Origin of the sequence: Streptomyces sp. NPDC059875, from assembly GCF_042731085.1 — a bacterium.
Lineage (GTDB): Bacteria > Actinomycetota > Actinomycetes > Streptomycetales > Streptomycetaceae > Streptomyces.
Window position 1 is genome coordinate 166,588 of record NZ_JBHWJZ010000014.1, and the last position, 23,990, is coordinate 190,577.

General features: G+C 71.7%; 21 protein-coding genes. 16 read left to right on the top strand and 5 right to left on the bottom strand.

Annotated elements, in window-relative coordinates; genetic code table 11:
- Window positions 1-27: 27 nt before the first annotated feature.
- Window positions 28-441, bottom strand: coding sequence for a pyridoxamine 5'-phosphate oxidase family protein (locus ACFV9D_RS19380; protein ID WP_385147205.1), 414 nt, complete (start codon window positions 439-441; stop codon window positions 28-30).
- Between the two features lie 129 nt (window positions 442-570).
- Here ACFV9D_RS19380 and clpB point away from each other — a divergent pair, with 129 nt between their 5' ends.
- Complete coding sequence (gene clpB, locus ACFV9D_RS19385; protein ID WP_385147208.1) at window positions 571-3,189, top strand: ATP-dependent chaperone ClpB; 2,619 nt, start codon at window positions 571-573, stop codon at window positions 3,187-3,189.
- Between the two features lie 19 nt (window positions 3,190-3,208).
- On the opposite strand, the gene ACFV9D_RS19390 is transcribed toward clpB, so the two are convergent.
- Window positions 3,209-3,664 (bottom strand): hypothetical protein, encoded by a 456-nt coding sequence (locus tag ACFV9D_RS19390; RefSeq protein WP_385147211.1) that lies wholly within the window; start codon window positions 3,662-3,664, stop codon window positions 3,209-3,211.
- 106 nt (window positions 3,665-3,770) lie between these two features.
- Between ACFV9D_RS19390 and ACFV9D_RS19395 the strand changes: the two genes are divergently transcribed.
- The gene (locus ACFV9D_RS19395) at window positions 3,771-4,301 is read left to right on the top strand and encodes a YbjN domain-containing protein (RefSeq protein ID WP_385147214.1); all 531 of its coding nucleotides are present in this window, start codon (window positions 3,771-3,773) and stop codon (window positions 4,299-4,301) included.
- 12 nt (window positions 4,302-4,313) lie between these two features.
- On the opposite strand, the gene ACFV9D_RS19400 is transcribed toward ACFV9D_RS19395, so the two are convergent.
- The 3 genes from ACFV9D_RS19400 to ACFV9D_RS19410 form a co-directional block, all read right to left on the bottom strand.
- Window positions 4,314-5,393 carry a hypothetical protein gene (locus tag ACFV9D_RS19400; protein WP_385147305.1) on the bottom strand — a complete coding sequence of 360 codons (1,080 nt, stop codon included), beginning with the start codon at window positions 5,391-5,393 and terminating at the stop codon, window positions 4,314-4,316.
- A gap of 240 nt (window positions 5,394-5,633) precedes the next feature.
- Window positions 5,634-7,445, bottom strand: a complete 1,812-nt coding sequence (locus tag ACFV9D_RS19405) for a C40 family peptidase (protein WP_385147217.1) — start codon at window positions 7,443-7,445, stop codon at window positions 5,634-5,636.
- Window positions 7,446-7,545: 100 nt separating this feature from the next.
- Entirely contained in the window at window positions 7,546-8,727 is a 1,182-nt protein-coding gene (locus ACFV9D_RS19410; protein WP_385147220.1) for a pyridoxal phosphate-dependent aminotransferase, read from the bottom strand.
- A gap of 94 nt (window positions 8,728-8,821) precedes the next feature.
- On the opposite strand from ACFV9D_RS19410, the gene ACFV9D_RS19415 reads away from it, so the two are divergent.
- The 14 genes from ACFV9D_RS19415 to kynU all read left to right on the top strand — a co-directional run bounded on the left by ACFV9D_RS19415 (window position 8,822) and on the right by kynU (window position 23,926).
- On the top strand, window positions 8,822-9,013 hold the full coding sequence (locus ACFV9D_RS19415) for a hypothetical protein (protein ID WP_385147222.1): 192 nt from the start codon (window positions 8,822-8,824) through the stop codon (window positions 9,011-9,013).
- Between the two features lie 309 nt (window positions 9,014-9,322).
- A complete protein-coding gene (locus ACFV9D_RS19420) occupies window positions 9,323-9,841 on the top strand; it encodes a DUF2617 family protein (RefSeq protein ID WP_385147225.1) in 519 nt (172 codons plus the stop codon).
- Between the two features lie 75 nt (window positions 9,842-9,916).
- Entirely contained in the window at window positions 9,917-11,752 is a 1,836-nt protein-coding gene (locus tag ACFV9D_RS19425; protein ID WP_385147228.1) for a spermidine synthase, read from the top strand.
- A gap of 69 nt (window positions 11,753-11,821) precedes the next feature.
- A complete protein-coding gene (locus ACFV9D_RS19430) occupies window positions 11,822-12,676 on the top strand; it encodes an SRPBCC family protein (protein ID WP_385147230.1) in 855 nt (284 codons plus the stop codon).
- Window positions 12,677-12,697: 21 nt separating this feature from the next.
- Window positions 12,698-13,489, top strand: coding sequence for an aldose 1-epimerase (locus ACFV9D_RS19435; protein WP_385147233.1), 792 nt, complete (start codon window positions 12,698-12,700; stop codon window positions 13,487-13,489).
- Window positions 13,490-13,499: 10 nt separating this feature from the next.
- A complete protein-coding gene (pyrE, locus tag ACFV9D_RS19440) occupies window positions 13,500-14,048 on the top strand; it encodes an orotate phosphoribosyltransferase (RefSeq protein ID WP_385147236.1) in 549 nt (182 codons plus the stop codon).
- 211 nt (window positions 14,049-14,259) lie between these two features.
- Window positions 14,260-15,282 (top strand): class II fructose-bisphosphate aldolase, encoded by a 1,023-nt coding sequence (fbaA, locus tag ACFV9D_RS19445; RefSeq protein ID WP_385147239.1) that lies wholly within the window; start codon window positions 14,260-14,262, stop codon window positions 15,280-15,282.
- 72 nt (window positions 15,283-15,354) lie between these two features.
- Window positions 15,355-16,521, top strand: a complete 1,167-nt coding sequence (locus tag ACFV9D_RS19450) for a MalY/PatB family protein (RefSeq protein ID WP_385147242.1) — start codon at window positions 15,355-15,357, stop codon at window positions 16,519-16,521.
- Window positions 16,522-16,630: 109 nt separating this feature from the next.
- Window positions 16,631-18,622: an Ig-like domain repeat protein gene (locus ACFV9D_RS19455; protein WP_385147245.1), complete on the top strand. Its 1,992-nt coding sequence runs from the start codon at window positions 16,631-16,633 to the stop codon at window positions 18,620-18,622.
- Between the two features lie 79 nt (window positions 18,623-18,701).
- Complete coding sequence (locus tag ACFV9D_RS19460) at window positions 18,702-20,192, top strand: DHA2 family efflux MFS transporter permease subunit (protein WP_385147248.1); 1,491 nt, start codon at window positions 18,702-18,704, stop codon at window positions 20,190-20,192.
- A gap of 25 nt (window positions 20,193-20,217) precedes the next feature.
- Entirely contained in the window at window positions 20,218-20,631 is a 414-nt protein-coding gene (locus tag ACFV9D_RS19465) for a DUF3151 domain-containing protein (protein ID WP_385147251.1), read from the top strand.
- A gap of 239 nt (window positions 20,632-20,870) precedes the next feature.
- Window positions 20,871-21,767, top strand: a complete 897-nt coding sequence (locus ACFV9D_RS19470) for a DUF3152 domain-containing protein (RefSeq protein ID WP_385147254.1) — start codon at window positions 20,871-20,873, stop codon at window positions 21,765-21,767.
- A 112-nt stretch (window positions 21,768-21,879) separates the two neighbouring features.
- Entirely contained in the window at window positions 21,880-22,728 is an 849-nt protein-coding gene (locus tag ACFV9D_RS19475; protein ID WP_329118833.1) for a tryptophan 2,3-dioxygenase family protein, read from the top strand.
- Window positions 22,721-23,926 carry a kynureninase gene (gene kynU / locus ACFV9D_RS19480; protein ID WP_385147257.1) on the top strand — a complete coding sequence of 402 codons (1,206 nt, stop codon included), beginning with the start codon at window positions 22,721-22,723 and terminating at the stop codon, window positions 23,924-23,926. Before ACFV9D_RS19475 ends, kynU begins: the two co-directional genes overlap by 8 nt.
- Window positions 23,927-23,990 lie beyond the last annotated feature (64 nt).

Genomic DNA, 23,990 nt, shown 5'->3' on the forward strand with positions numbered 1-23,990 from the left:
GCCAGGGCCTGTCCGGCGGATCAGGCCCTAGGCCCGGCCCATGGCCCGCGTCAGCGCGATCTCGATGACCACCCGGTCCGGGTTCGGCGCCGGGACCCGGCCGTAGCGCGTCGCGTAGCGGTCCACCGCGTCCGCGACGACCTCCGCCTCCGTGCGGATGCGCGCCACGCCCTCCAACGTCGCCCAGCGCCCCTTGTCCACCTGGCAGACCGCGACGCGCGCGCCCTCCGGGCCCGCCGCCAGGACGTTGGCGACCTTGTGGCTGTGCTTGTTGGTGATGACCCGGGCGATGCCGTTCTCGCCGCCCTCGGGGTCGTACGTCACGCCCACCGCCACCACGTGCGGAGTGCCGTCCGGGCGGGGGGTCGTCAGGGTGGACATGTGGTACTCGCGCCAGAAGCTGAGATACGAGTCGTCCGGGTTCCTCGGGTCAGTCGCCATGCCCGGAACCTACCCGTGGCACGGGCGTGCGCGACACCTTGAGCGGAATGGACTCAACTTTGTGTACGCTGGACGAGTCATAGAAGTCGTCATGGCCTTGCCGCACGCACGAGAGAGGAGACAGCGCACGTGGACGCCGAGCTGACCAACAGGAGCCGAGACGCGATCAACGCGGCCACCAGCCGCGCCGTGTCCGAGGGGCACCCCGATCTGACCCCCGCCCATCTTCTGCTCGCGCTGCTCGCGGGTCAGGACAACGAGAACATCATCGACCTGCTCGCCGCCGTCGAGGCCGACCAGGCCGCGGTACGGTCCGGTGCGGAGCGGCTGCTTGCCGCCCAGCCCAGCGTGACCGGCTCCACGGTCGCGCCGCCGCAGCCCAACCGCGAGCTGCTCGCCGTGATCGCCGAGGCCGCCAAGCAGGCCAAGGAGCTCGGGGACGAGTACCTCTCGACCGAGCACCTGCTCATCGGGCTCGCGGCGAAGGGCGGACAGGCCGGCGAGGTGCTGGCCCAGCAGGGGGCGAGCGCCGCGCGGCTGCTCGACGCGTTCGAGAAGGCAAGGGGAGGACGCCGGGTGACCACACCCGACCCGGAGGGTCAGTACAAGGCGCTGGAGAAGTTCGGCACGGACTTCACGGCCGCCGCGCGGGAAGGAAAGCTGGACCCCGTCATCGGGCGCGACCAGGAGATCCGGCGCGTCGTCCAGGTGCTCTCCCGCCGCACCAAGAACAACCCCGTCCTCATCGGCGAGCCCGGCGTCGGTAAGACCGCCGTCGTCGAGGGCCTCGCCCAGCGGATCGTGAAGGGCGACGTCCCCGAGTCGCTCCGCAACAAGCGCCTGGTCTCGCTCGACCTCGGCGCGATGGTCGCGGGCGCCAAGTACCGCGGCGAGTTCGAGGAGCGCCTGAAGACCGTCCTGTCCGAGATCAAGGCGAGCGACGGTCAGATCATCACCTTCATCGACGAGCTGCACACCGTCGTCGGCGCGGGCGCCGGCGGCGACTCCGCCATGGACGCCGGCAACATGCTGAAGCCGATGCTGGCCCGCGGCGAGCTGCGCATGGTCGGCGCGACGACCCTCGACGAGTACCGCGAGCGGATCGAGAAGGACCCCGCCCTGGAGCGCCGCTTCCAGCAGGTCCTGGTCGCCGAGCCGAGCGTCGAGGACACGATCGCGATCCTGCGCGGACTCAAGGGGCGGTACGAGGCCCACCACAAGGTCCAGATCGCCGACTCCGCGCTGGTGGCCGCGTCCGCCCTCTCCGACCGGTACATCACCTCCCGCTTCCTCCCCGACAAGGCCATCGACCTCGTCGACGAGGCCGCTTCCCGGCTCCGGATGGAGATCGACTCCTCCCCCGTCGAGATCGACGAGCTCCAGCGCTCCGTGGACCGGCTGCGCATGGAGGAGCTCGCGCTCAAGAACGAGACCGACCAGGCCAGCAAGCAGCGCCTGGAGAAGCTGCGCCGCGACCTCGCCGACCGCGAGGAGGAGCTGCGCGGCCTGACCGCCCGCTGGGAGAAGGAGAAGCAGTCCCTCAACCGCGTCGGCGAGCTCAAGGAGCAGCTCGACGAGCTGCGCGGCCGCGCCGAGCGTGCCCAGCGCGACGGCGACTTCGACACCGCCTCCCAGCTGCTCTACGGCGAGATCCCGGCCCTGGAGCGGGAGCTGGCGGAGGCGTCCGAGGCCGAGCAGGAGGTCTCGAAGGACACCATGGTCAAGGAGGAGGTCGGCCCCGACGACATCGCTGACGTGGTCGGCGCCTGGACCGGCATCCCCGCCGGCCGCCTCCTGGAGGGCGAGACGCAGAAGCTGCTGCGCATGGAGGACGAGCTCGGCCGCCGTCTGATCGGCCAGACCGAGGCCGTACGGGCCGTCTCCGACGCCGTGCGCCGTACGCGCGCCGGGATCGCCGACCCCGACCGTCCCACCGGCTCCTTCCTCTTCCTCGGCCCGACCGGTGTCGGCAAGACCGAGCTGGCGAAGGCGCTCGCGGACTTCCTCTTCGACGACGAGCGGGCCATGGTCCGCATCGACATGTCGGAGTACAGCGAGAAGCACTCCGTCGCCCGGCTCGTCGGCGCGCCTCCCGGCTACGTCGGCTACGAGGAGGGCGGCCAGCTCACGGAGGCGGTGCGCCGCCGCCCGTACAGCGTGGTGCTGCTCGACGAGGTGGAGAAGGCCCACCCGGAGGTCTTCGACATCCTGCTCCAGGTCCTCGACGACGGCCGGCTGACCGACGGCCAGGGCCGGACGGTGGACTTCCGCAACACCATCCTGATCCTGACGTCCAACCTGGGCAGCCAGTACCTGGTCGACCCCCTGATCGGCGAGGAGGAGAAGAAGCAGCGGGTCCTGGAGGTGGTGCGGGCCTCCTTCAAGCCGGAGTTCCTCAACCGGCTCGACGACCTGGTGGTCTTCTCCGCCCTCGACAAGACCGAGCTGGGGCGGATCGCCCAGCTCCAGATCGACCGGCTCGCCAAGCGGCTGGCGGACCGCCGCCTCACTCTGGAGGTCACCCCCGAGGCCGTGGCCTGGCTCGCCGACGAGGGCATGGACCCGGCGTACGGCGCCCGGCCGCTGCGCCGCCTGATCCAGACGGCGATCGGCGACCGGCTGGCGAAGGAGATCCTCGCGGGCGAGGTCCGCGACGGCGACACGGTCCGGGTGGACCGTCCCCAAGCTCTTAATGAGCTGGGGGAGACCCCACCCGAGGACGGCCTGATCGTGGGCGCGGCGCAGTAGCGCGTTCGCTCGCGTCCGCTCACACCGTGAACGGCATGACGTGTACGAGGGCGGTGCCCCCGTCCTCGTACGTCACCTTCACGTTCACCGCCGCCGGGCCCCCGGGGTCCGGCGGCATCTCCTGGACGTCCACGCACAGGTCCGTGTGGCAGTACGAGCGGATCTCCCCGCCCGGATAGGTGCCGGCCAGCCAGCCCGCGACCTCGGCGCGCGGCATCCGGAACTCCGCCTTCACCTGGGTGTCCAGCCAGCTGCTGACCGTGCAGTGCGGGTCCTGCGCGCTCTTCGGCATGGTCGCGTGCGCCCAGTCCATGGCCTCGGCGCAGTCCATCGGCTTCGGCTTGCCCATCTCGTCCCAGGCCATCGCGCCCCAGACCAGCAGGGCGATCGGGCCCCCGCAGATGAACGAAACGAGCGCCGAGACCCAGATCCACGTCGACGGTCGAGGCCGTACCGGCCGCACTTTGTCCCCCATAGGCACCAGATCTTGTCAGCCCGCAGCGGATCGCGGGAGGTGGGGCTTGCGCCGTACCGCCCGGCATGGGAGAGGATGGCGGCAACCGTACGAAGGGATATTCACGGTGAGCATCGACCCGTCCTCGATTCCGAATTTCGGGGGCCAGCCCCAGCCTCAGGCCGCAGGACCGGCGGGCCCCGTCGTCCCCGACCAGGACCTGGTCAAGCAGCTCCTGGACCAGATGGAGCTGAAGTACGTCGTCGACGACGAGGGTGACCTCGCGGCGCCGTGGGAGGAATTCCGCACGTACTTCATGTTCCGCGGAGAGGAGGACCAGCGTGTCTTCTCGGTGCGGACGTTCTACGACCGCCCGCACTCCGCCGACGACCGCGCCAGGGTTCTCGACGCGATCGACGACTGGAACCGCCGCACCCTGTGGCCCAAGGTGTACACGCACCTGCACGAGGAGGAGGACGGCTCCGCCACCCTCCGCCTCATCGGTGAGGCCCAGATGCTGATCGGCACCGGCGTCGCGCTGGAGCACTTCGTGTCCTCCACCGTCAGCTGGGTCCGCGCTTCCATCGAGTTCGACAAGTGGCTCGTGGAGCAGTTCGGCCTGGAGTCCCCCGAGGACAAGGAGCCCGAGGGCGAGTAGTCCCTCGGGCCTTCACAGGGCCATGCGCGCGAGTGTCAGCGCGTACACCCCGTAGCTGAACGACAGCCCGGCCAGGGCCGTGATCACCACGATCGCGGCTCTCGGCCGGGCTTTCGTCAGTGCGTGGGCCAGGGGGAAGAGCAGCGGGAACGCGGGCAGCAGGAAACGCGGCTTCGACTCGAAGAAGCCGGATCCGCAGACCGTGATGACCACCAGCACGCCCGTGTAGACCAGGATCGGCAGCGGCGGCCGCTCCACCAGCGCGAGCAGGGCGAACAGCAGCACCCCCGCGCCCGTGATCAGCAGCGCCATCGCGAAGCCGAACTGGGTCGGCCCCCGCAGCATGCCCCGGACGAAGGCCAGTGCCCCGACCCCGAAGTCGAAGCGCGAGGTCCAGCCGTCCTGGACGGCGAAGTAGCCGCCGAGCAGGTCGCCGCGCCGGGCACCGACCCAGAGCAGGTACGAGAGCCAGCCGGCCGGAGCCAGTACGGCCCCGGCCCACAGCCGCCCCGCCATCCGCCCACGCCCGCGCCACAGCTCGTACCCCGCCACCACGAGCACCGCCGCGGCGATCGCGACCCCGCTGGGGCGGGAGAGGCCGGCCAGGGCGGCCAGCGTGCCCGCCCACAGCGGGCGCCGGGTGAGCAGCGCGTACAGCGACCAGGCGGCGAGGGCCGTCATCAGCGGCTCGGTGTACGCCATGGTCAGCACGATCGAGTGCGGCAGCAGGCCCCAGAGCAGCACCAGGACGACGGCGGTGGGTCGTCCGTACAGCCGTTCGCCGATCAGAAAGATGCCCCAGGCCGCGGCGCCGGCCGACAGCCAGGACAGCAGCAGGCCGGCCGTACCGCCGGTCACCGGCAGGACGGTGGTGACGGCCCGGACGAGCCCCGGGTAGAGCGGGAAGAAGGCCAGGTCGGACTGGACGACGCCGTCGGGCCAGTGGAGGGTGTGGCCGTAGCCGTGCGCGGCGATCCGGATGTACCACTCGGAGTCCCAGGACTTCGCGAGCAGCGCCCGCGGCGAGCGTCCGGTGTGCCAGGCCCAGCCCGCGAGGACGAGCATCCCGGTCAGCCGCGCGGCGGCGAACATCCCGAGCGCGGGGGCGGCGCGGTGCAGTGAGACCCACCGGCGGGGGACGCTCCGCACAAGGGCGGGCGAGGCCGGGCGGTCGAGAGTCTCGGCGGACAGGGTGCACCTCCGTGCGCACGGGAATCAGGTCGGACCGACAAGTCGATCTACCCGACAATCGGCGCGGCACGGAGGGGGCGCGCGAGCGAGGTGGGCCCAGCCGGGTGAAAGTTTCCCCGGCCGGGCGTGGACCCGCTGCCGTCAGAAGCGACGTACGACCCGCAGCGAGTTGGTGTACACGTCGCCCTTGTCGTCGTCGGAGACCCACCTCTTGCCGTTGAGGATCGACTTGGCTCCCAGATCGGCCATGGTCGGCCCGTTCGGCGTCTTGCGGCTGGAGACGAAGCGCAGACCGCCGTGCTGGTCGGGGCCGATGTAGATGCCGGTGTGGTCGACCACACCGTCGTAGGTCTCGGGGTCGTCGGGATCGGCGTTCGTGGCGTCGAAGAAGACCACGTCGCCGATCCGCAGCGTGTCGAGTGCGGGGGGCGTGCCCGTGCCCTGGGCCACGACCACGCCGGGGCCTTGGGCGGACTGGCTCTTCGAGGTGCGGGGCAGGTTCCGGCCGTCGTAGTTCTTGTAGAGGACCATCGGGATGCCCATGTGGTGCCCGTAGACCATCCGGACGAAGCCCGAACAGTCGAGATTGGGCTTGTCCTTCATCCCCTCGTCCGGGGTCGCGCTCTCGCCGCTCGCGGGGAAGGTCCAGGGAAGCCCCAGGTAGTCGTGGAAGTCGCCGCCGATGGAGCGCAGCCCGGCGCCGTCGGCTTCGCTGTACTCGGCCTCGCCCAGCACCTGAGCGCCCTGGAGCGCGGGGTCGGTCACGGCGGGGGCGAAGGGCCGGAACATCGAGGCGTACGCCAGGGCGTCGGGGGAGGTGTCGCCCGCCCAGGCACGGATCTGCTGTTCCAGGGAGGGGGTCCAGGTGCCGTCGAAGGGTGCCGCGAGCAGCCGTACCCAGGTGTCGTGGCAGACCACCGGCGGGTCGACCCACTCGGCCGAGGTGACCTCGAAGTCGTAGACCCGCGCTTCCAGCGGCACCGTGGCGCCGCTGGAGGCCAGCGCCCGGACTCCGAGGGTGCCCGAGTCGAAGACCTTGGCCGGGTCCTTCTCGGGGTCGCGCACGCTGTGGTGCCAGGTTCCCGTGGGCTCCGCCGTGCCCAGGCCCTGCCAGGCGCGGGCGCGCAGCAGGGCGCCGGTCTTCTCCACCCGGACCCACCAGTGGTCGAAGGCCTGGAATCCGGTGCCCACCGTGACGGCCGGGCTCAACGTGCTCGCGCGGTCCTCCAGTTCCTTCTCCAGGACGAGCTGGACCTCGCCGGCGGGAGTGACGGACAGCCGGGCCCGGTAGTGGTTGTTGACGTCCTTGGCCCCGAAGGTGACGGCGAGCGACACCGGCGCCCCGGTCGGGACCTTGCTGAAGGAAAGGCGCGCGCGGGCGCTGACGTCACCGACGGCCTTGTCGGGGAGCAGCGCGTGGCGGCTGAGGTCGGTCGTGGCGAGCTGGATGACGGCGCGGCCGGCCTCCAGGTAGTAGTCCGCCTTCTCTCCGTTGACGGTGTACCACTTGCCGCCCGCGGGAGAGGGGCCCCAGCCGGTGCTGCCGGCGGACAGGGTCCGCGCGAAGTCGTCGGCGAATGCTTTCTTCTGCTCGGTGAACCAGCGCTTGGGTCCGCGCAGCGTGACCGTCTTCGCGCCGGCGGTGAGGGTGGCGAGTACTCCCCGGTCGTCCGACACCTCCAGGCCTCCTGGGGTGCCGGCGAGCGTACGGGTGGTCAGCGCCCCGGCCGGGTGGGCGCCGAAGTGCCACGGGTCGCAGGGGTCGGTCACCATCGGGAGGCGCCCGCCGGGGACCTCCGGCACGGCCGTCGTGGCCGTCGCCATCGCTGTGGCCGCCGCCGTCGGCGTGGCCGCGAAGGCGGACGGCGCGAGCGGCAGCGCGCTGCCCGCCGCCACCCCGGTCAGGGCGGTGAGAGCCGATCTGCGGCTCAGTGAGAACTTCGGTGACGACATGGTGGGTACCCCCCGTGGCAGGACAGGCGCTGATGCGAGGGGGACCTTACAAGTGCGGTGCTCGCCGGCGCCGACCGGCCCGGTCGGAGGTTTCCCGTCCTCAGGGAGCGAGCTGCCGGAGGCGCTCCACCGCCTCCTCCAGGACGTGGCGCTGCTTGCAGAACGCGAAACGTACGAAGGGTTCGCCCGCCTTGCGGTGGTCGTAGAAGACCGCGTTGGGGATGGCGACGACGCCGGCGCGCTCGGGGAGGGCGCGGCAGAACGCGAAGCCGTCGGACTCGCCGAGCGGGCGGATGTCGGTGGTGACGAAGTACGTGCCGGCCGGGCGGTAGACCTCGAAGCCGGCCCGGGCGAGGCCGTCGCTCAGCAGGTCGCGCTTGGCGAGCAGATCGGCGCGCAGGTCGTCGAAGTACGTGTCGGGCAGGCGCAGCGCCTCGGCGACGGCGTACTGGAACGGGCCCGAGGAGACGTACGTCAGGAACTGCTTGGCGGACCGGACGGCGGTGGTCAGCGCGGGGGTCGCGGTGATCCAGCCGACCTTCCAGCCGGTGAAGGAGAAGGTCTTGCCGGCCGATCCGATGGTGACCGTGCGCTCGCGCATCCCCGGCAGGCTCGCGATCGGCAGGTGCTCGGCGTCGTCGAAGACCAGGTGCTCGTACACCTCGTCGGTGACGACGAGCAGATCGCGTGCGACGGCGAGCTCCGCGACGGCGGTGAGTTCGGCGCGGGTGAGGACGGTGCCGGTGGGGTTGTGCGGGGTGTTGAGGAGGATGAGCCGCGTCCGGTCGGTGACGGCGGCCCGCAGCTCGTCCAGGTCGAGGACGTAGCGTCCCTCGTGCGGGTGGAGGGTGACCGGGACACGGGTGCCGCCCGCCATCGCGATGCAGGCGGCGTAGGAGTCGTAGTACGGCTCCAGGGCGATCACCTCGTCGCCCGGTTCGAGGAGGGCGAGGAGCGAGGCGGCGATGGCCTCCGTCGCGCCGGCGGTGACCAGGACCTCGGTGTCGGGGTCGTAGGCGAGGTCGTACCGCTTCAGCTGGTGCTCGGCGATGGCCGTGCGCAGCTCGGGGACGCCGGGCCCCGGCGGGTACTGGTTGCCGCGTCCGTCACGCAGGGCGCGGACCGCCGCTTCCCGGATCTGCTCCGGGCCGTCGGTGTCGGGGAAGCCCTGCCCGAGGTTGATCGCCCCGGTCCGGACGGCCAGCGCGGACATCTCGGCGAAGATCGTCGTCCCGAACTCGGCGAGCCGGCGGTTGAGCAGCGGTCGTGTCATGCCCGCCATCCTGCGGGGAAGCTCTGGACTTCCTCAAGTGCGCTTTGGGCCGGAGCCGGGAGGGGCATCCCCCTGTCACACAAGACCTACGGGGGTGACACGGATGGAAGTACTGATCATCGGATTCATCGTTCTCATCGTGGTGATCGGCCTGGTTTCCGGCCGGAGCGGTGGGCGTCGCGGTGGCAGGGGCGGTCGGGGCGGCTGGTCGAGCGGTGGTGGCGGCGGCTGCGGCGGTGGCAGCAGCTGCGGCGGTGGCGGCGGCTGCGGTGGTGGCGGCGGCGGAGGCGACTGACACGGGGCAGTCGACTCCGCGATCACCAGGTGCCCGGCCGGTCCAACGTCCGCCGGGCACCTTCGTGTTGGAGCCCCCGATCGATTCCGATTGAACAATTGAACTGTGGGGTCCCCGAAGGGGATGGAAACCAATGCAAGTTGGGTAAAAACGCTGCGAGTCGCTCGAAGTCCATGATTCCCTCGCTGTTGATAAGAGACAGCCCTCGGACCGTGTGTGGACCCGAGCCGGCGATCCCCCACTCCCGTTGAACCCTTTCTCCGGGGCGCCCCCGGCCCACCCGTCAAACCGTGTTTGCGGAGCCGACCCATGCTCACGACCCTGAAGACCACCTACACCGACACGCGTGCGGCCGACCTGGCCTGGGCACTGGGGCGCGAGCCGCTGCCCGCCCTCGCCGTGCTCGACCTCGAACTGACCGGTGCCAAGCTGCAGTTGCGGCTTCTCGGCGCCTCCCATCAGGTGCTTCTGGAGGAAGAGGAGCGCAGCTGCTCGGAGACCGTCGCCTGCATGCCCGGCAGCAGTACGCCGCTGCCGCTGGGCGTCTCCAAGCGCTTCGGCGCATGGGAGTACGAATTCGCCGCGCGCGTCGAAACGTTGTCCCACGGCTCGTTCGCGGGCCGCGCGCAGGAGTTGCTCGCGCTCGTCGCCGACCATCCCAACGGCCTTGCGGGGACGTTCCCCGGCTCCCCGCACGCCTTCACGGCGATGCTGGCGCAGCGCCACGAGGGCCAGGTGCGGTGGCGCACCTGGCATGCGTACCCGCAGGAAGGGCAGTTGGTGGTCACGAGGACGCGCATCGGCGTTCGTATGCCTGCAACGATGTAACGCGCCGCCCCAGAGCCTCAGGTGCACTCGTGTGGGTGACAAGCGGCGACAGTTGTGTGACGTAGCGTTACGAACATGATCGATTCGCCCGTGACCATGCCACCCAAGAGGGTGACGCGGCTGCCCGAGCGGCCCAGCGCGGTGCGGTATCCGGTCCTCGCAGTGGTCTTCGTCTGTGCCGCGTGCGGACTCGTCTACGAGCTCGAACTGGTCGCGCTCGCCTCGTACTTGATCGGCGACTCGGTCACCCAGGCCTCCGTCGTGCTGTCCGTGATGGTCTTCGCGATGGGCGTCGGTTCGCTGCTCGCCAAGCGGTTGCGCTGCCGTGCCGCCGTCGGCTTCGGCCTGGTCGAGGGCGGGCTCGCGCTGATCGGCGGCTGTTCCGCCCTCGTGATGTACGCCGCGTTCGCGTGGCTCGGCGAGGCGCGGTACGTCCTGGTGGGGTTCTCGCTCGCCATCGGGGTGCTCATCGGGGCGGAGATTCCGCTCCTGATGTCGCTGATCCAGCGGGCGGAGTCGGCGCGCGCCGCCGGCGCGCGGGAGAAGGAAGGCGCCCCGGACCCCGCCGGGACCGATGCCGGGACGTATCCCGCCGGTAGGGACTCTGCCGGTACGGACCCTGCCGGGACGGATCCCGCCGGGACGGTCGCCGACCTGTTCGCCGCCGACTACGTCGGCGCGCTGGTCGGCGGACTCGCCTTCCCGTTCCTGCTGCTGCCCTGGCTCGGGCAGCTCACCGGCGCGCTCGTCACCGGCGCGGTGAACGCGGTGGCGGGCGGCGGCCTGGTGCTCTGGCTGTTCCGGCGCGACCTGACCACCCGCTCCCGCGCGCTGCTGATCGCCACGAACGTGACGGTGCTCGCCGTCCTCGCCACCGCCACCGTCCTCGTCGACGACTTCGAGCGGGCGGCGCGGCGCGCGGTGTACGGCGACAGCGTGCGGGTCGCCGTCCAGACCGACCTGCAGGAGGTCGTGGTGACGGGGGAGCGCGGCGGACCGCCGGACCTGTTCGTCGACGGGCGGCTGCGGGTCGGCGGACAGGACGAGTACCGCTACCACGAATCGCTGGTGCACCCGGCGATGAACGGGCCCCACGCACGGGTGCTGATCATCGGCGGCGGTGACGGCCTCGCGGCGCGCGAGGTGCTGCGCTACCCCGGCGTCCGCTCGGTCACCGTGGTCGAACTCGACCCCGGAGTCGTCCGACTCGCCCGGACCAACCCCGATCTGGCCACGCTCAACGACCACGCCTATCGGGATCCGCGCGTACGGGTGGCCTTCGCGGACGCGTTCCGCTGGCTGCGCGGGGCGGCGGAAGGCGGGCGGTACGACGTGGTGATCTCGGACCTGCCCGATCCGGGGATCTCCGCCAGCACCAAGCTGTACTCGGAGGAGTTCTACGGGCTCGCGTCCCGGATCCTCGCCGACGGCGGACGTCTCGTCGTCCACGCGGGCTCGGTCTCGGCCCGCCCCCGCACCTTCTGGACGGTGGACTCCACCCTGCGCGCGGCCGGTTTCGCGACCCGGCCCTACAGCGCGCGGGGTCGGGGGGCGAGCCTCGCCGCGGGGCCCGACCGGGCCGAGCGGGCGGACCGTTCCGGCGACGCGGACGCGGACGGGGGCGCGGACGGGGGCGCGCAAGCGGGCGCGGGCGCAGGGAGGGGTGCGGGTGCGGACGCCGGGACGGGTGCGGGTGCGGGTGCGGACGCCGGGACGGGGGACTGGGGGTACCTCCTGGCGGTCGCGGGCAGCTACCCGCCCGACCTGGGCCTCGCTCCCGACGCGCCCCGGCTGCGGTCCCTCACCGCGGACGGTCTGGCGTCGGGGGCACGTGCCGCGGAGCTGACCCGCGACGCCGAGGGGGCCGGACCGCCGCCGTCGACTCTCGTGCACCCGCGCTACGGCGGCTGAGTGCCGCCGGGAAGCGCACCCTGGACAAACAGGCGACGCCGACGCCCGGTCTGAGTAGGCTCGGCTTCCATGGAGCATGAGGTGTTCGTTCCGGTACCGGCCGACGTTCTGCGCGAGACGCTGACGGACCCCGCGCGGGTGGCGCGCTGCGTTCCCGGTCTCCAGCAGGACGCCGACGCGGAGGCGGGCCCGCTGTCGGGCCGGTTGAAGATCCGCGCCGGCGGCAACACGATCACCTACCGGGGCGCGCTGCGCCTGGTCGAACGGGACGGCGTCGTCGCCGTCGAGGGCAAGGGCAGCGAGGTGCGCGGCAAGGGCTCCGCGGAGCTGTCCCTGGCGATCACGCTCACCCCGGTGGCGGACGGGACGACGCTCACCTTCACCGGCACCGTGAAGCAGGCCGGCCGCCTCGCGGACCTCTCCGAGGAGACCCGGGAGTCGGCGGCCGTGCGGCTGATCGAGAAGTTCGTCGCGGGCCTGGCCGCCGTCGCGGAGCTGGAGAAGGCCGTCGACGAGGACGAGGACGCGGGCACGGACGCCGACGCCGACGCGGATGCGGACGACGAGGCCGACAGCGACAGCGACGGGGTCGACGACGGCGTCGAGGAACCCCACCGCCCGACGGTCTTCGAGACGCCGGTCCCGCCGCCGTCCCTCGACCCCTTCGTGAGCGGGGACTTCGAGGACGCGCCGGTCGAGTACCCGGCCGAGCCGCCCGCCGCCGAGGCCGCCCACGCCCGGCGGACCATGATCGGGCGGAGCGCCGAGGAGGTCGACCACGCCCCGCCGCGCGGGCGGTACGCGCCCGTCCCGGCGCCCGAGTCGGCCACCGCGGGCGCCACCCTGCGCTGGATCGCCCCCGCCGCCGCGCTCGCGCTCGCCTCCGCGGTCGTCGTCGGCCGGGCGCTGCGCCGCCGGCGCTGATCCCCGTCTACTGTCGGAGCCGTGAGCGAGCTGACACGACTGACGGCGGGCGACGCCGAGTTGACCATCAACCCCGACAACGGCTGCCGGATCGAGAGCCTGCGGATCGGCGGAACGGAACTGCTGCGCCAAGGCGAGCGGTACGGGTGCTTCCCGATGGTGCCGTGGTGCGGGCGCACGGCGCACGGGCGCTTCCAGGACGGCGCGACGAGCCACCAGCTCCCGCTCAACTCGCCCCCGCACGCCGTCCACGGCACCGGCCGCGACACGGCGTGGAGGACCGCTCGCGCCGGTGAGCGCGAGGCGGCCTTCACCTACGAGCTCGGGGACCCCTGGCCGTACGCCGGTCGGGTCACGCAGCTCTTCGAGCTGACCGAGGACGGGCTGACGCTCACCCTCGGCGTGGAGACGACCGGCGACTCCTTCCCCGCCCAGGCCGGCTGGCACCCGTGGTTCAACCGGAAGCTCGGGGAGGACGGCAAGGACGTCCGTATCGACTTCACGGCCGACTGGCAGGAGGAGCGCGGCGCCGACCATCTCCCCACCGGGCGCCGGATCGGCCCCACCCCGGGCCCCTGGGACGACTGCTTCGGCATGCCCGACGGCGTGGACGTCACCCTCACCTGGCCGGAGCGGCTGGAGCTGAAGGTGACCAGCCGCGCGGAGTGGGTGGTGATCTACGACGAGCAGGAGGCGGCGGTGTGCGTGGAGCCGCAGTCCGGTCCGCCGAACGGGCTCAACACCCACCCGCGGTACGTGACCCCGATCGAGCCGCTGGAGATCGCGGCCACATGGGCCTGGCGGCGGCTTTAAGCTCATGAGCATGACTGACGTACGCGCTGACCTGCTCCAGCAGATCAAGGACAAGGCCGTGGTGCACGGCAAGGTGACCCTCTCCTCGGGTCTTGAGGCCGACTACTACGTCGATCTGCGCCGGATCACGCTGGACGGCGCCGCCTCCCCGCTGGTCGGTCAGGTCATGCTCGATCTGACCGCCGACCTCGAGTTCGACGCCGTGGGCGGCCTGACGCTCGGCGCCGACCCGGTCGCGACGGCGATGCTGCACGCCTCCGCCACGCAGGGGAAGCGCCTGGACGCCTTCGTGGTCCGCAAGGCCGCCAAGGCGCACGGGATGCAGCGCCAGGTCGAGGGCCCGGACATCAAGGGCCGCCGTGTCCTGATCGTCGAGGACACCTCCACCACCGGTGGCTCTCCGCTGACCGCCGTCGAGGCGGCGCGGGCGGCCGGCGCCGAGGTCGTCGCGGTCGCCACGATCGTGGACCGCGCGACGGGCGCGGGCGAGAAGATCAGCACCACGGCGGGCGTGCCGTACCTGTACGCGTACGCGCTGGACGAGCTGGGTCTCGCCTGACCGAGGCGAAGTCGTGACTTAGGTCCTTGGGGCCGTTCGGCGGCGCCTCTGACCTGGGGCTTTGGCAGGGGGCGGAGTGTTTCACGTGAAACACTCCGCCCCTTCGTCATGGTGTCCACGGAAGAGTCTGGAAAGATGGGCCCCGACGATGACGTCGCCCCAGGTCAGGGTCAAGTAACGCACCCACCCGCACATCACAAGGAGCGGACGAATGCCCATCGCAACCCCCGAGGTCTACAACGAGATGCTCGACCGGGCGAAGGCAGGCAAGTTCGCCTACCCGGCCATCAACGTGACCTCGTCCCAGACCCTGCACGCTGCGCTGCGCGGCTTCGCGGAGGCCGAGAGCGACGGCATCATCCAGATTTCGACCGGTGGCGCCGAGTTCCTGGGCGGCCAGTACAACAAGGACATGGTCACGGGCGCGGTCGCCCTGGCCGAGTTCGCGCACATCGTCGCCGCCAAGTACGACATCACGGTCGCCCTGCACACCGACCACTGCCCGAAGGACAAGCTGGACGGCTACGTCCGCCCGCTGCTCGACATCTCCGCCGAGCGCGTCAAGGCCGGTCAGAACCCGCTGTTCCAGTCCCACATGTGGGACGGCTCGGCCGAGACCCTCGCGGACAACCTGGCCATCGGCCAGGAGCTGCTCGCCAAGGCCGTCGCCGCCAAGATCATCCTCGAGGTCGAGATCACCCCGACCGGTGGCGAGGAGGACGGCGTCACCCACGAGATCAACGACGAGCTGTACACCACCGTCGAGGACGCGATCCGCACCGCCGAGGCCCTGGGCCTGGGCGAGAAGGGCCGCTACCTGCTGGCCGCCTCCTTCGGCAACGTGCACGGCGTCTACAAGCCGGGCAACGTCGTGCTCCGCCCCGAGCTGCTCAAGGACCTGCAGGCGGGCGTCGCCGAGAAGTACGGCAAGGTCTCCCCGTTCGACTTCGTCTTCCACGGCGGCTCCGGCTCCACGGCCGAGGAGATCGCCACCGCGCTGGAGAACGGCGTCGTGAAGATGAACCTCGACACCGACACCCAGTACGCCTTCACGCGTCCGGTGGCGGACCACATGTTCAAGAACTACGACGGTGTCCTGAAGGTCGACGGCGAGGTCGGCAAGAAGTCCACCTACGACCCGCGCACCTGGGGCAAGCTGGCCGAGGCCGGCATGGCCCGCCGCGTGACCGAGGCGTGTGCCGCGCTGCGCTCGACCGGCACGAAGCTGAAGTAAGCGCCCATGCCACTGAGGGGCCCGGCACCACTGCGGTGGTGCCGGGCCTCTTCGTCTTTCCAGGAGGCCTGAGTGACGACGTACGACTTCGACCGGGAGATCGACCGCCGGGGCACGTGGTCGGTCCAGTGGGACGGGATCGCGGACCGCTTCGGCGTCGGCGAGCTGCTCCCCTTCACGATCTCCGACATGGACTTCGCCTCCCCACCGGAGGTGCTCAGCGCGCTGCGCGAGCGGGTCGAGCACGGGGTGTTCGGCTACACCGACTGGCGGCTCGGCGAGTTCCGGGAGGCGGTACGCCACTGGTACGCGACCCGCTACGACACCCCGCTCGACGTCTCCACGCTGGTGTACTCCCCGTCCGTGCTGAACCAGCTCTCGCAGCTGCTCCAGATGTGGACGCAGCCCGGTGACGGCGTCGTCGTGCACACCCCGACGTACGACGGCTTCCGCAAGGCCGTCACCGGACTCGGGCGCGAGCTGCGCGGCGTACCGGTGGGGGACACCGAGGCGCTGGAGGCGGAGCTGGCGCGGCCGGACAGCCGGATGCTGCTGCTCTGCTCGCCGCACAACCCGACCGGCCGGGTCTGGCGGGAGGACGAGCTGACGGAGTTCGCGCGCCTGGCCGAGCGGCACGGTGTCGCGATCGTCAGCGACGAGATCCACGCGGACCTGGTGGCGGACGGCCGGCGCCATCTGCCCTTCAGCCGGTTCGTCGAGGCGGGGCGCGGCCGGCGGTGGGCGCTGATCACCTCGGGCACCAAGGCCTTCAATTTTCCGGCCCTGAGCGGCTCGTACGGGATCATCGGCGACCCCGACGAGCGGGGGGCGTTCGTCCGCCGCATGGAGACCGGTGAGGGGCTCGCCTCGCCGGCCGTGCTCTCGCTGACCGCCCACATCGCCGCGTACCGGCAGGGCGGTCCCTGGCTGGACGAGCTGCGGGCCTATGTGGCGGGCACCATGCGGCTGCTGGAGGCGCGGCTCGCGGAGGGACTGCCGGGCGTGACCTGGACGCCCCCGCAGGCGGGCTATCTGGCGTGGATCGACCTGCGGCCGCTCGGCATCGACGAGAGCGCGCTCCAGCGGGAGCTGGTGGAGGTCGAGAAGGTCGCGATCATGCCGGGCGGGGTGTACGGGTCGCCGGGCTTCGTCCGGCTGAACGTCGGCTGCCCGCGGAAGAAGGCGGAGCGCGGGGTGGAGGCGCTGGTGAGGGCGGCGACGAGGCTGCGGACACGGTGAGGAACCGTGGAGCGGATACCGGGGAGCGCGGTGTCGGCGCGATGATCTAATCTGCGCTCACCGGCCGCTGGAGCAACGCGGCCGGAGACCATTGGGGGGTCACATCATCGTGCGCAAGCGCACTCTCTCGGCCGCGACGTCGCTCGCGGTCCTCTTCAGCTCCGCGGCACTGGTCGCGGGTACGGCAGGCCAGGCGGCCGCCGACAGCAGCAAGGTTCTTCCGGTGTCGTCCGTGGGCGACATGGTGGTGGACGGCGTCCACCAGAAGATCTTCATCAGCGACCCGTACCTCGGGACGGTCGTCGCGACCGACTACGCCGGTACGGTCCTGGCCACGGTCACCGGCCTGCCGGGCGTCACCGGTCTGGCGCTCTCCGGGGACGCGGGGAGCCTGTACGCCGCGGTTCCGGGCGCCGACGCCGTCGTCTCCCTGGAGACGCAGACGGTCACCGAGACCGCCCGGTACGCGATCGGCGAGGGCACCGACCCGCAGCACCTCGCGCTCGCGGGCGGCAAGATCTGGTTCGGCTACGGCAACGGCGACCACGGAGACATCGGCTCGCTCGACGTCTCCGGCGCCGAGCCCGTGGTGACCCTGGCGCAGGACGCTGAGACGAACTACTCGGGCGCCCCGAGGCTCGTCGCCTCGCCGACGGACCCGAACAGCATCGCCGCCGCGTCGTCCTACTACCACCGGTTCAAGGTGGGCACGTACGACGTGGCCGCGGGCACGGCGAGCCGCACCGCGCGGACCGCCGACAGCGTGAGCAATCGCAGCATGATCAACGATCTCGCGTACACCCCGGACGGCAGCCGTCTCATCACGGCCGGCGCCGGAAACCAGCACTTCGTGTGGCAGGCCGCGGACCTCACCGAGGTCGGCGCCTACGCCAGCGACCACCACGGCGCGGCCGTTGCCGTCGCACCCGACGGCACGGTCGCCGCGGGCTCCGACTCGTCGTACGGCAAGGACGTCTTCGTCTACCGGCCCGGCGAGACCACCTCCGTGCGGCAGTACGACTTCCCCGGCACGGGCACTTCCAGCGGCGGGGACAACCTCGCCGACGGCGGTCTCGCCTGGGAGCCGGGCGGCAGCCGCCTCTTCGCGGTCACCACCGCCTATGGGGCGAACGCCCGCCTGCACGTCCTGGACACGCCGACCATGTCCGCGCCGGCCGTCACGGTCAAGGTCCCCGCGACCGCGCCCGTGCTCAAGCCGCTCACCGTCTCCGGTACGGTCACGGCGTCCCTGCCCCTCCCGGCCGGCACGCCGCTCACCGTCACGCGGTACGACGTCGAGGCCCCGCAGGGCAAGGCGCTCGGGACCAAGGCGCTCGGAGCGAACGGGGCCTTCTCGTTCACGGACACGCCGACCGCGGGCGGTGGCGTGACCTACAAGGTCGAGTACGCCGGCGACGCCACGCACAACGGCGCCGCCGCGAAGGCCCAGGTCGAGGTCGTGCGGAACAAGACCGCGCTGACGCTGGACCGCAACGGGCTCAACGTCAACTTCAACACCCCTGTCTGGTACACGGCCACGCTCGGCCCGACGTACAAGAACCGCGTGGTGGAGATCTGGGCCGACCCGATCGGCCCGGAGCCCAAGCGGCTGCTCCGGCGCGGCACGGTCAACCCGGAGGGCAAGCTGGCGGCGCAGCTCAAGATGACCCGCGACACCTGGGTGTCCGTGACGTTCGCCGGTGATACCCGCTCCGCCCCGGCCGAGGCCCGCTCGGCCGTGTACACGCGGGCGGGGCTGGTGACCACACTGTCGCGCCACTACACGTCGACGAAGATCGGCTCCACCTGGTACCAGACCTACCACCAGACGACCGACCCGATGATCTCCGCGTGGCACAACTCCTACCCGGGCCGCAAGACCCGGCTGGACCTCCAGATCTGGTACGGCGGTGCCTGGCGTCACGTTGCCTCGGACTACTTCCAGCTGAACGCCAACGGCATGGCGTACGTGACGGTGGACGGCGACGGGGCGGCCGGCTACCGGTTCCGCGTCCGCTCCTCGTACCTCGACGGCTCGTCCGGAGACAACGTGAACACCACGAACTACGGCCCCTGGAAGTACTTCAACTTCACCCGCTGAGGCGCTCCGGAAGCGACTTGTCGAGCCCCGTCCGCCGTTCCGGCGGGCGGGGCTCCGTGGTTCGCGGGACCATGCAGGCATGGACATCCGGCTGAGCTCCGGCACAGGGCGGTGGATCGTCTTCACCACCGTCCTCGGGTCCGGGATGGCGCTGCTGGACTCCACCGTCGTCAATGTCGCCCTGCCCCACATCGGCGAGGACCTCGACGCCGACATGGCCGTGCTCCAGTGGACGGTCAACGCCTACATGCTCACGCTCGCCGGTCTGATCCTGCTCGGCGGGGCGCTGGGCGACCGCTACGGGCGGCGGCGGGTGTTCGTGGTCGGTGTGGTGTGGTTCGCCGTCGCGTCGCTGCTGTGCGGGCTCGCGCCGAACGCCGGCGTGCTGATCGCCGCCCGCGCCCTCCAGGGCATCGGCGGCGCGCTGCTGACCCCCGGCTCCCTCGCGCTGATCCAGGCGAGCTTCCACCCGGACGACCGGGCGAAGGCCGTCGGGCTGTGGTCCGGGTTCGGTGGGGTCGGCGCGGCGATCGGGCCGTTCGTCGGCGGGTGGCTGGTCGACGGGCCCGGCTGGCGGTGGGTGTTCCTCCTGAACGTGCCGCTCGCCGCGCTGTGCGTGCCCGTGGCGCTGCGGCACGTGCCCGAGTCGCGGGACGAGTCGGCGCACGGCCGTTTCGACGTCCTCGGCGCCGTTCTCGGGGCGGCGGGGCTCGGCCTCGTCACGTACGCGCTGATCGCCGAGGCATGGTGGCCGGGGGCGCTCGGTCTCGTGGTCGCGGCGGCGTTCGTCCTCGTGGAGCGGCGACGGGGCGAGACCGCGATGGTGCCGCCGTCGGTCTTCGCGTCCCGGCTGTTCACCGCGGTCAACCTGGTGACGTTGTGCGTGTACGCGGCGCTCGGCGGCTTCTTCTTCCTGGCCGCGCTCCAGCTCCAGGTGGTGTCGGGCTACTCGGCGCTCGCCGCGGGGACGGCGCTGCTGCCGACCACCGTGCTGATGCTGCTGCTCTCGGCGAAGGCGGGGGAGCTGGGCGAGAAGATCGGCCCGCGGATCCCGCTGACCGTGGGCCCGCTGCTGTGCGCCGCCGGGATGGTCCTGATGCTGCGGGTGGGCGAGGACGCCTCGTACGTACAGGACGTGCTGCCGGCGATGGTGGTGCTCGGCATCGGTCTGACGGTCCTGGTGGCCCCGCTGACGGCGACCGTCCTGGCCTCGGTGGACGTGGCCCGGGCCGGTCTGGCGAGCGGGATCAACAACGCGGCGGCCCGGGCGGCGGGGCTCCTCGCGGTCGCGGCGCTGCCGGCGCTGGCGGGGATGGGGCCCGAGGCGTACCGCTCGGCGGAGGAGTTCGGGGAGACGTTCCGGCGGGCGATGCCGATGTGCGCGGGGCTCATGGTGGCGGGCGCGGTCCTGGCCTGGGCGATGGTCCGGGTGCCGGTCGGGGAGGCCGACTGCCACCCCGAGTGCAAGGTCCACTGCGGAGTGACGTCACCGCCGCTGGACCCGGGTGAGCGCTCGGCCCGGGGCGGCGACGCGGGTGCGGCGGACCGGGCGGACCGGGGCGATCGGTGAGGGAGTGCTGAGGCAGACTGGCCCCATGGCCATCCACGAGAACCTGCTGGGGGGACCGCCCCCCACCCACCTGCCCGACGATCCCGAGCCGCGCGAGCTGCTCGCGCAGGGCACGGCGCCGGCGGACGTCGCCGCGAAGTACCCGACCTCCTCGCTGGCCTGGGCCCAGCTCGCCGACGAGGCGTACGAGGGCGGCCGCGTCATCGAGTCGTACGCGTACGCCCGTACCGGATACCACCGCGGCCTGGACGCCCTGCGCCGCAGCGGCTGGAAGGGACACGGCCCGGTCCCGTGGGAACACGAGCCGAACCGCGGCTTCCTGCGGGCGCTGCACGCGCTGGCGAGGGCCGCCGGCGAGATCGGCGAGAAGGACGAGTACGAGCGCTGCTCGACGTTCCTGCGCGACTCCTCCGAGACGGCGGCCGAGACGCTCGGCTGACACGCGGCCGAGACGCCCGGCTGACGCCCGGGGCGCCCCGGGCGCACGGCGTCCTGCTCCGCGGTTGACGCTCGGTTCCCCCTGTCCGAAGGGGCAGGGGGAAACCGGACATAGTCCCGAGTTCGTTCGAAGGCGTTCGAAGCGGCGGTTACGATCCTCCGGACCGTTGTACCGAGCCGCCGGCGCCAGAGGCCCCACCCTCTTCCCCCACTCCGGCCGACGCAGGGGAGAAGTCTGTCTTGGGCAAGCGTGCCGCCGCACCCGCAGGCCGAGGACGCGCACAGAGCCGTCGGCGGGGCCGGGGTCGCTCCCAGCGCCGCCCCAAAAGTCCCATAAGACGTCTCGTCCTGCCGACGCTCGCGCTGGTCGCGCTCTCTCTCGGCGGCGGCGCCGCCCTCGCCCACTACAACAGCGGCCAGGACGCCGATCCCGCCGACACCGCCGCCCCCACGGTCGACCGGACCACCCTGCCGCCCCCTCCGCCGGCCACGACGCCCACGCCGAAGCCGAAGCCGAAGCAGACCACCCCCAAGCCGAAGCCGACGCCCACGCCCAAGAAGACGACGGTGCCGGCCTCCGGAGCCGGTACCTTCACCACGGCCCAGTCCTCCGGCGAGGCCTTCGGCACCGGCGGCACCCTGCGCCGCTACCGCGTCCAGGTCGAGGACGGCATCGACCTCTCCGCCCGCGAGGCGGCCGCCGAGATCCAGCAGATCCTGGCCCACCCGCGCGGCTGGGCCGCGCACGGACGTGGCCGGTTCCAGCTGGTCTCCGAGAACGCCGACTTCGTCATCCGGATCGCCACCCCGAAGACCGCGGACAAGCTCTGCCTCGCGCAGGGCCTCAACACCCGAGGCGAGCTGAACTGCGAGACCACCCAGGGTGTCGTGGTGAACCTCAAGCGCTGGATGCTGGGCTCCCCGACGTTCACCGGCACGCCCGCCGAGTACCGGCATCTGATCATCAACCACGAGGTCGGACACGAGATCGGCATCCGGATGCACATGAGCTGCCCGGGGCCGGGCAAGCTCGCACCGGTGATGATGCAGCAGATCAAGGGCCTCAACGGTTGTCGTTCGAACGCATTTCCGTATGACGAAGACGGTAGCTACATCGAGGGTCCGATCGTGCCATGATGCGCATGGGGCCGCGCGCGACGAAGCGGGCGGACCCGAGGGGACCGGGGCTCCACTTGCCACACGGAAGGAGCGGACCGCTACCCGGTAGTTGCGTATCGAGGAGACAGCGATGTCCACCTTCCCCGATGCCTCCGGAGCCGGTTCGGTCGCAGACCCGAACCTCGACTTCGCGGGCACGACGCCGTACGAGGACTACGTACAGGCGGACGTACTCACCCACCTCCAGCACCTCCGCTCCGACGATCCGGGCGAGATGGTCTTCCTGGTCACCACCCAGGTCATGGAGCTGTGGTTCACCGTCATCGTCCACGAGTGGGAGACCGCGGGCCGCGCGCTGCGCGAGGACCGCATCCCGGTGGCGATGGACGCGCTCAAGCGCTCCGTGCGCGAGCTGGAGGCGCTGAACCAGTCCTGGCGGCCGCTCGCCCAGCTCACCCCCGCACAGTTCAACTCCTACCGCGCCGCCCTCGGCGAGGGCTCCGGCTTCCAGTCGGCGATGTACCGGCGGATGGAGTTCCTGCTCGGCGAGAAGTCCGCGTCGATGCTGGTGCCGCACCGCGGCGCGCCCCGCGTCCACGCGGAGCTGGAGAAGGCGATCCAGGAGCCGAGCCTGTACGACGAGGTGCTCAGGCTCCTCGCCCGGCGCGGCCTGCCCGTGCCGGAGGCCGTGCTCGGTCGCGACCTGGCGAAGAAGTACGAGCCGTCGCCCGAGATCGAGCAGATCTGGGCCGGGATCTACGCCGACACCGATCAGAACGCCGAACTCGTCCGGCTGGGCGAGGCGTTGAGCGATGTCGCCGAGCTGATCTGGCGCTGGCGCAACGACCACCTCGTCGCCACCCGGCGGGCCATGGGCTCCAAGACGGGCACCGGCGGCTCCGCGGGCGTGGCCTGGCTGGAGAAGCGGGCGCAGAAGAACGTGTTCCCCGAGCTGTGGACGGCGCGCAGCCATGTCTGAGTCCTTGCGCGAGAACGCGCTGCGCAGGGACGCGGAGGACCCGCTGGCCAAGCTGCGCGAGAAGTTCGCCCTCGACGACGAGACCGTCTACCTCGACGGGAACTCGCTGGGTGCCCTGCCCGCGCACGTGCCCGCCCGGATGGCCGACGTCATCACCCGCGAGTGGGGGCGGCTGCGCATCCGCTCCTGGGACGAGAGCGGCTGGTGGACCGCGCCCGAGCGGATCGGCGACCGGATCGCCCCGCTCGTCGGCGCCGCCCCCGGACAGATCGTGGTCGGCGACTCGACCAGCGTGAACGTCTTCAAGGCGGTCGTGGCGGCCACCCGGCTGAGCACGGACGACCGGGACGAGATCCTCGTCGACGCGACGACCTTTCCCACGGACGGGTACATCGCGGAGTCGGCGGCGCGCATGACCGGGCGCCGGATCGTGCCGGTCGCGCCCGCCGAGATGGCGGCCGCCGCGGGGCCGCGCACGGCCCTCGCCCTCGTCAACCACGTCGACTACCGCACCGGCCGGCTGCACGACCTGCCCGGCATCACCGCCGCGCTGCACGCGGCGGGTGCGCTCGCCGTCTGGGACCTGTGCCACAGCGCGGGCGCCCTGCCGGTCGGTCTGGACGCGCACGAGGTCGACCTGGCCGTCGGCTGTACGTACAAGTACCTCAACGGCGGCCCCGGTTCGCCCGCGTACCTGTACGTCGCCGAGCGCCACCAGGCGGCCTTCGACTCGCCGCTGCCCGGCTGGAACTCGCACGCCGACCCCTTCGGGATGACCCCCGGTTACGAGGCGGCGGCGGGCGCGCTCCGGGGCCGGGTCGGTACCCCCGACATCCTGTCGATGCTGGCGCTCGAAGCGGCACTGGACGTCTGGGACGGCGTCGACATCGAGGACGTGCGGGCCAAGTCGCTCGCCCTGACGGACTTCTTCCTGGAGTGCGTACGGGAGTACGTTCCGGCCGGCCGGGTCGGGTCGCTCACGCCGGAGCCGCACGGGGAGCGCGGTAGCCAGACCGCCCTGAGCTGCGCGGACGCGCCTGCCGTCATGGCGGAGTTGATCCGGCGCGGGGTGGTGGGCGATCTGCGCCGCCCGGACGTGCTCCGCTTCGGCTTCACGCCGCTGTACGTCGGCTTCGCGGACGCGGAGCGGGCCGCGCGGGTCCTCGCGGAGGTCCTGACCGACGTTTCGGGCTCGTAGGTCCGATGATCGCTTGATCTGTGGGGGGCGTCAGTCCTGGTACGGTCCCCGCAGGTCAGGCCAA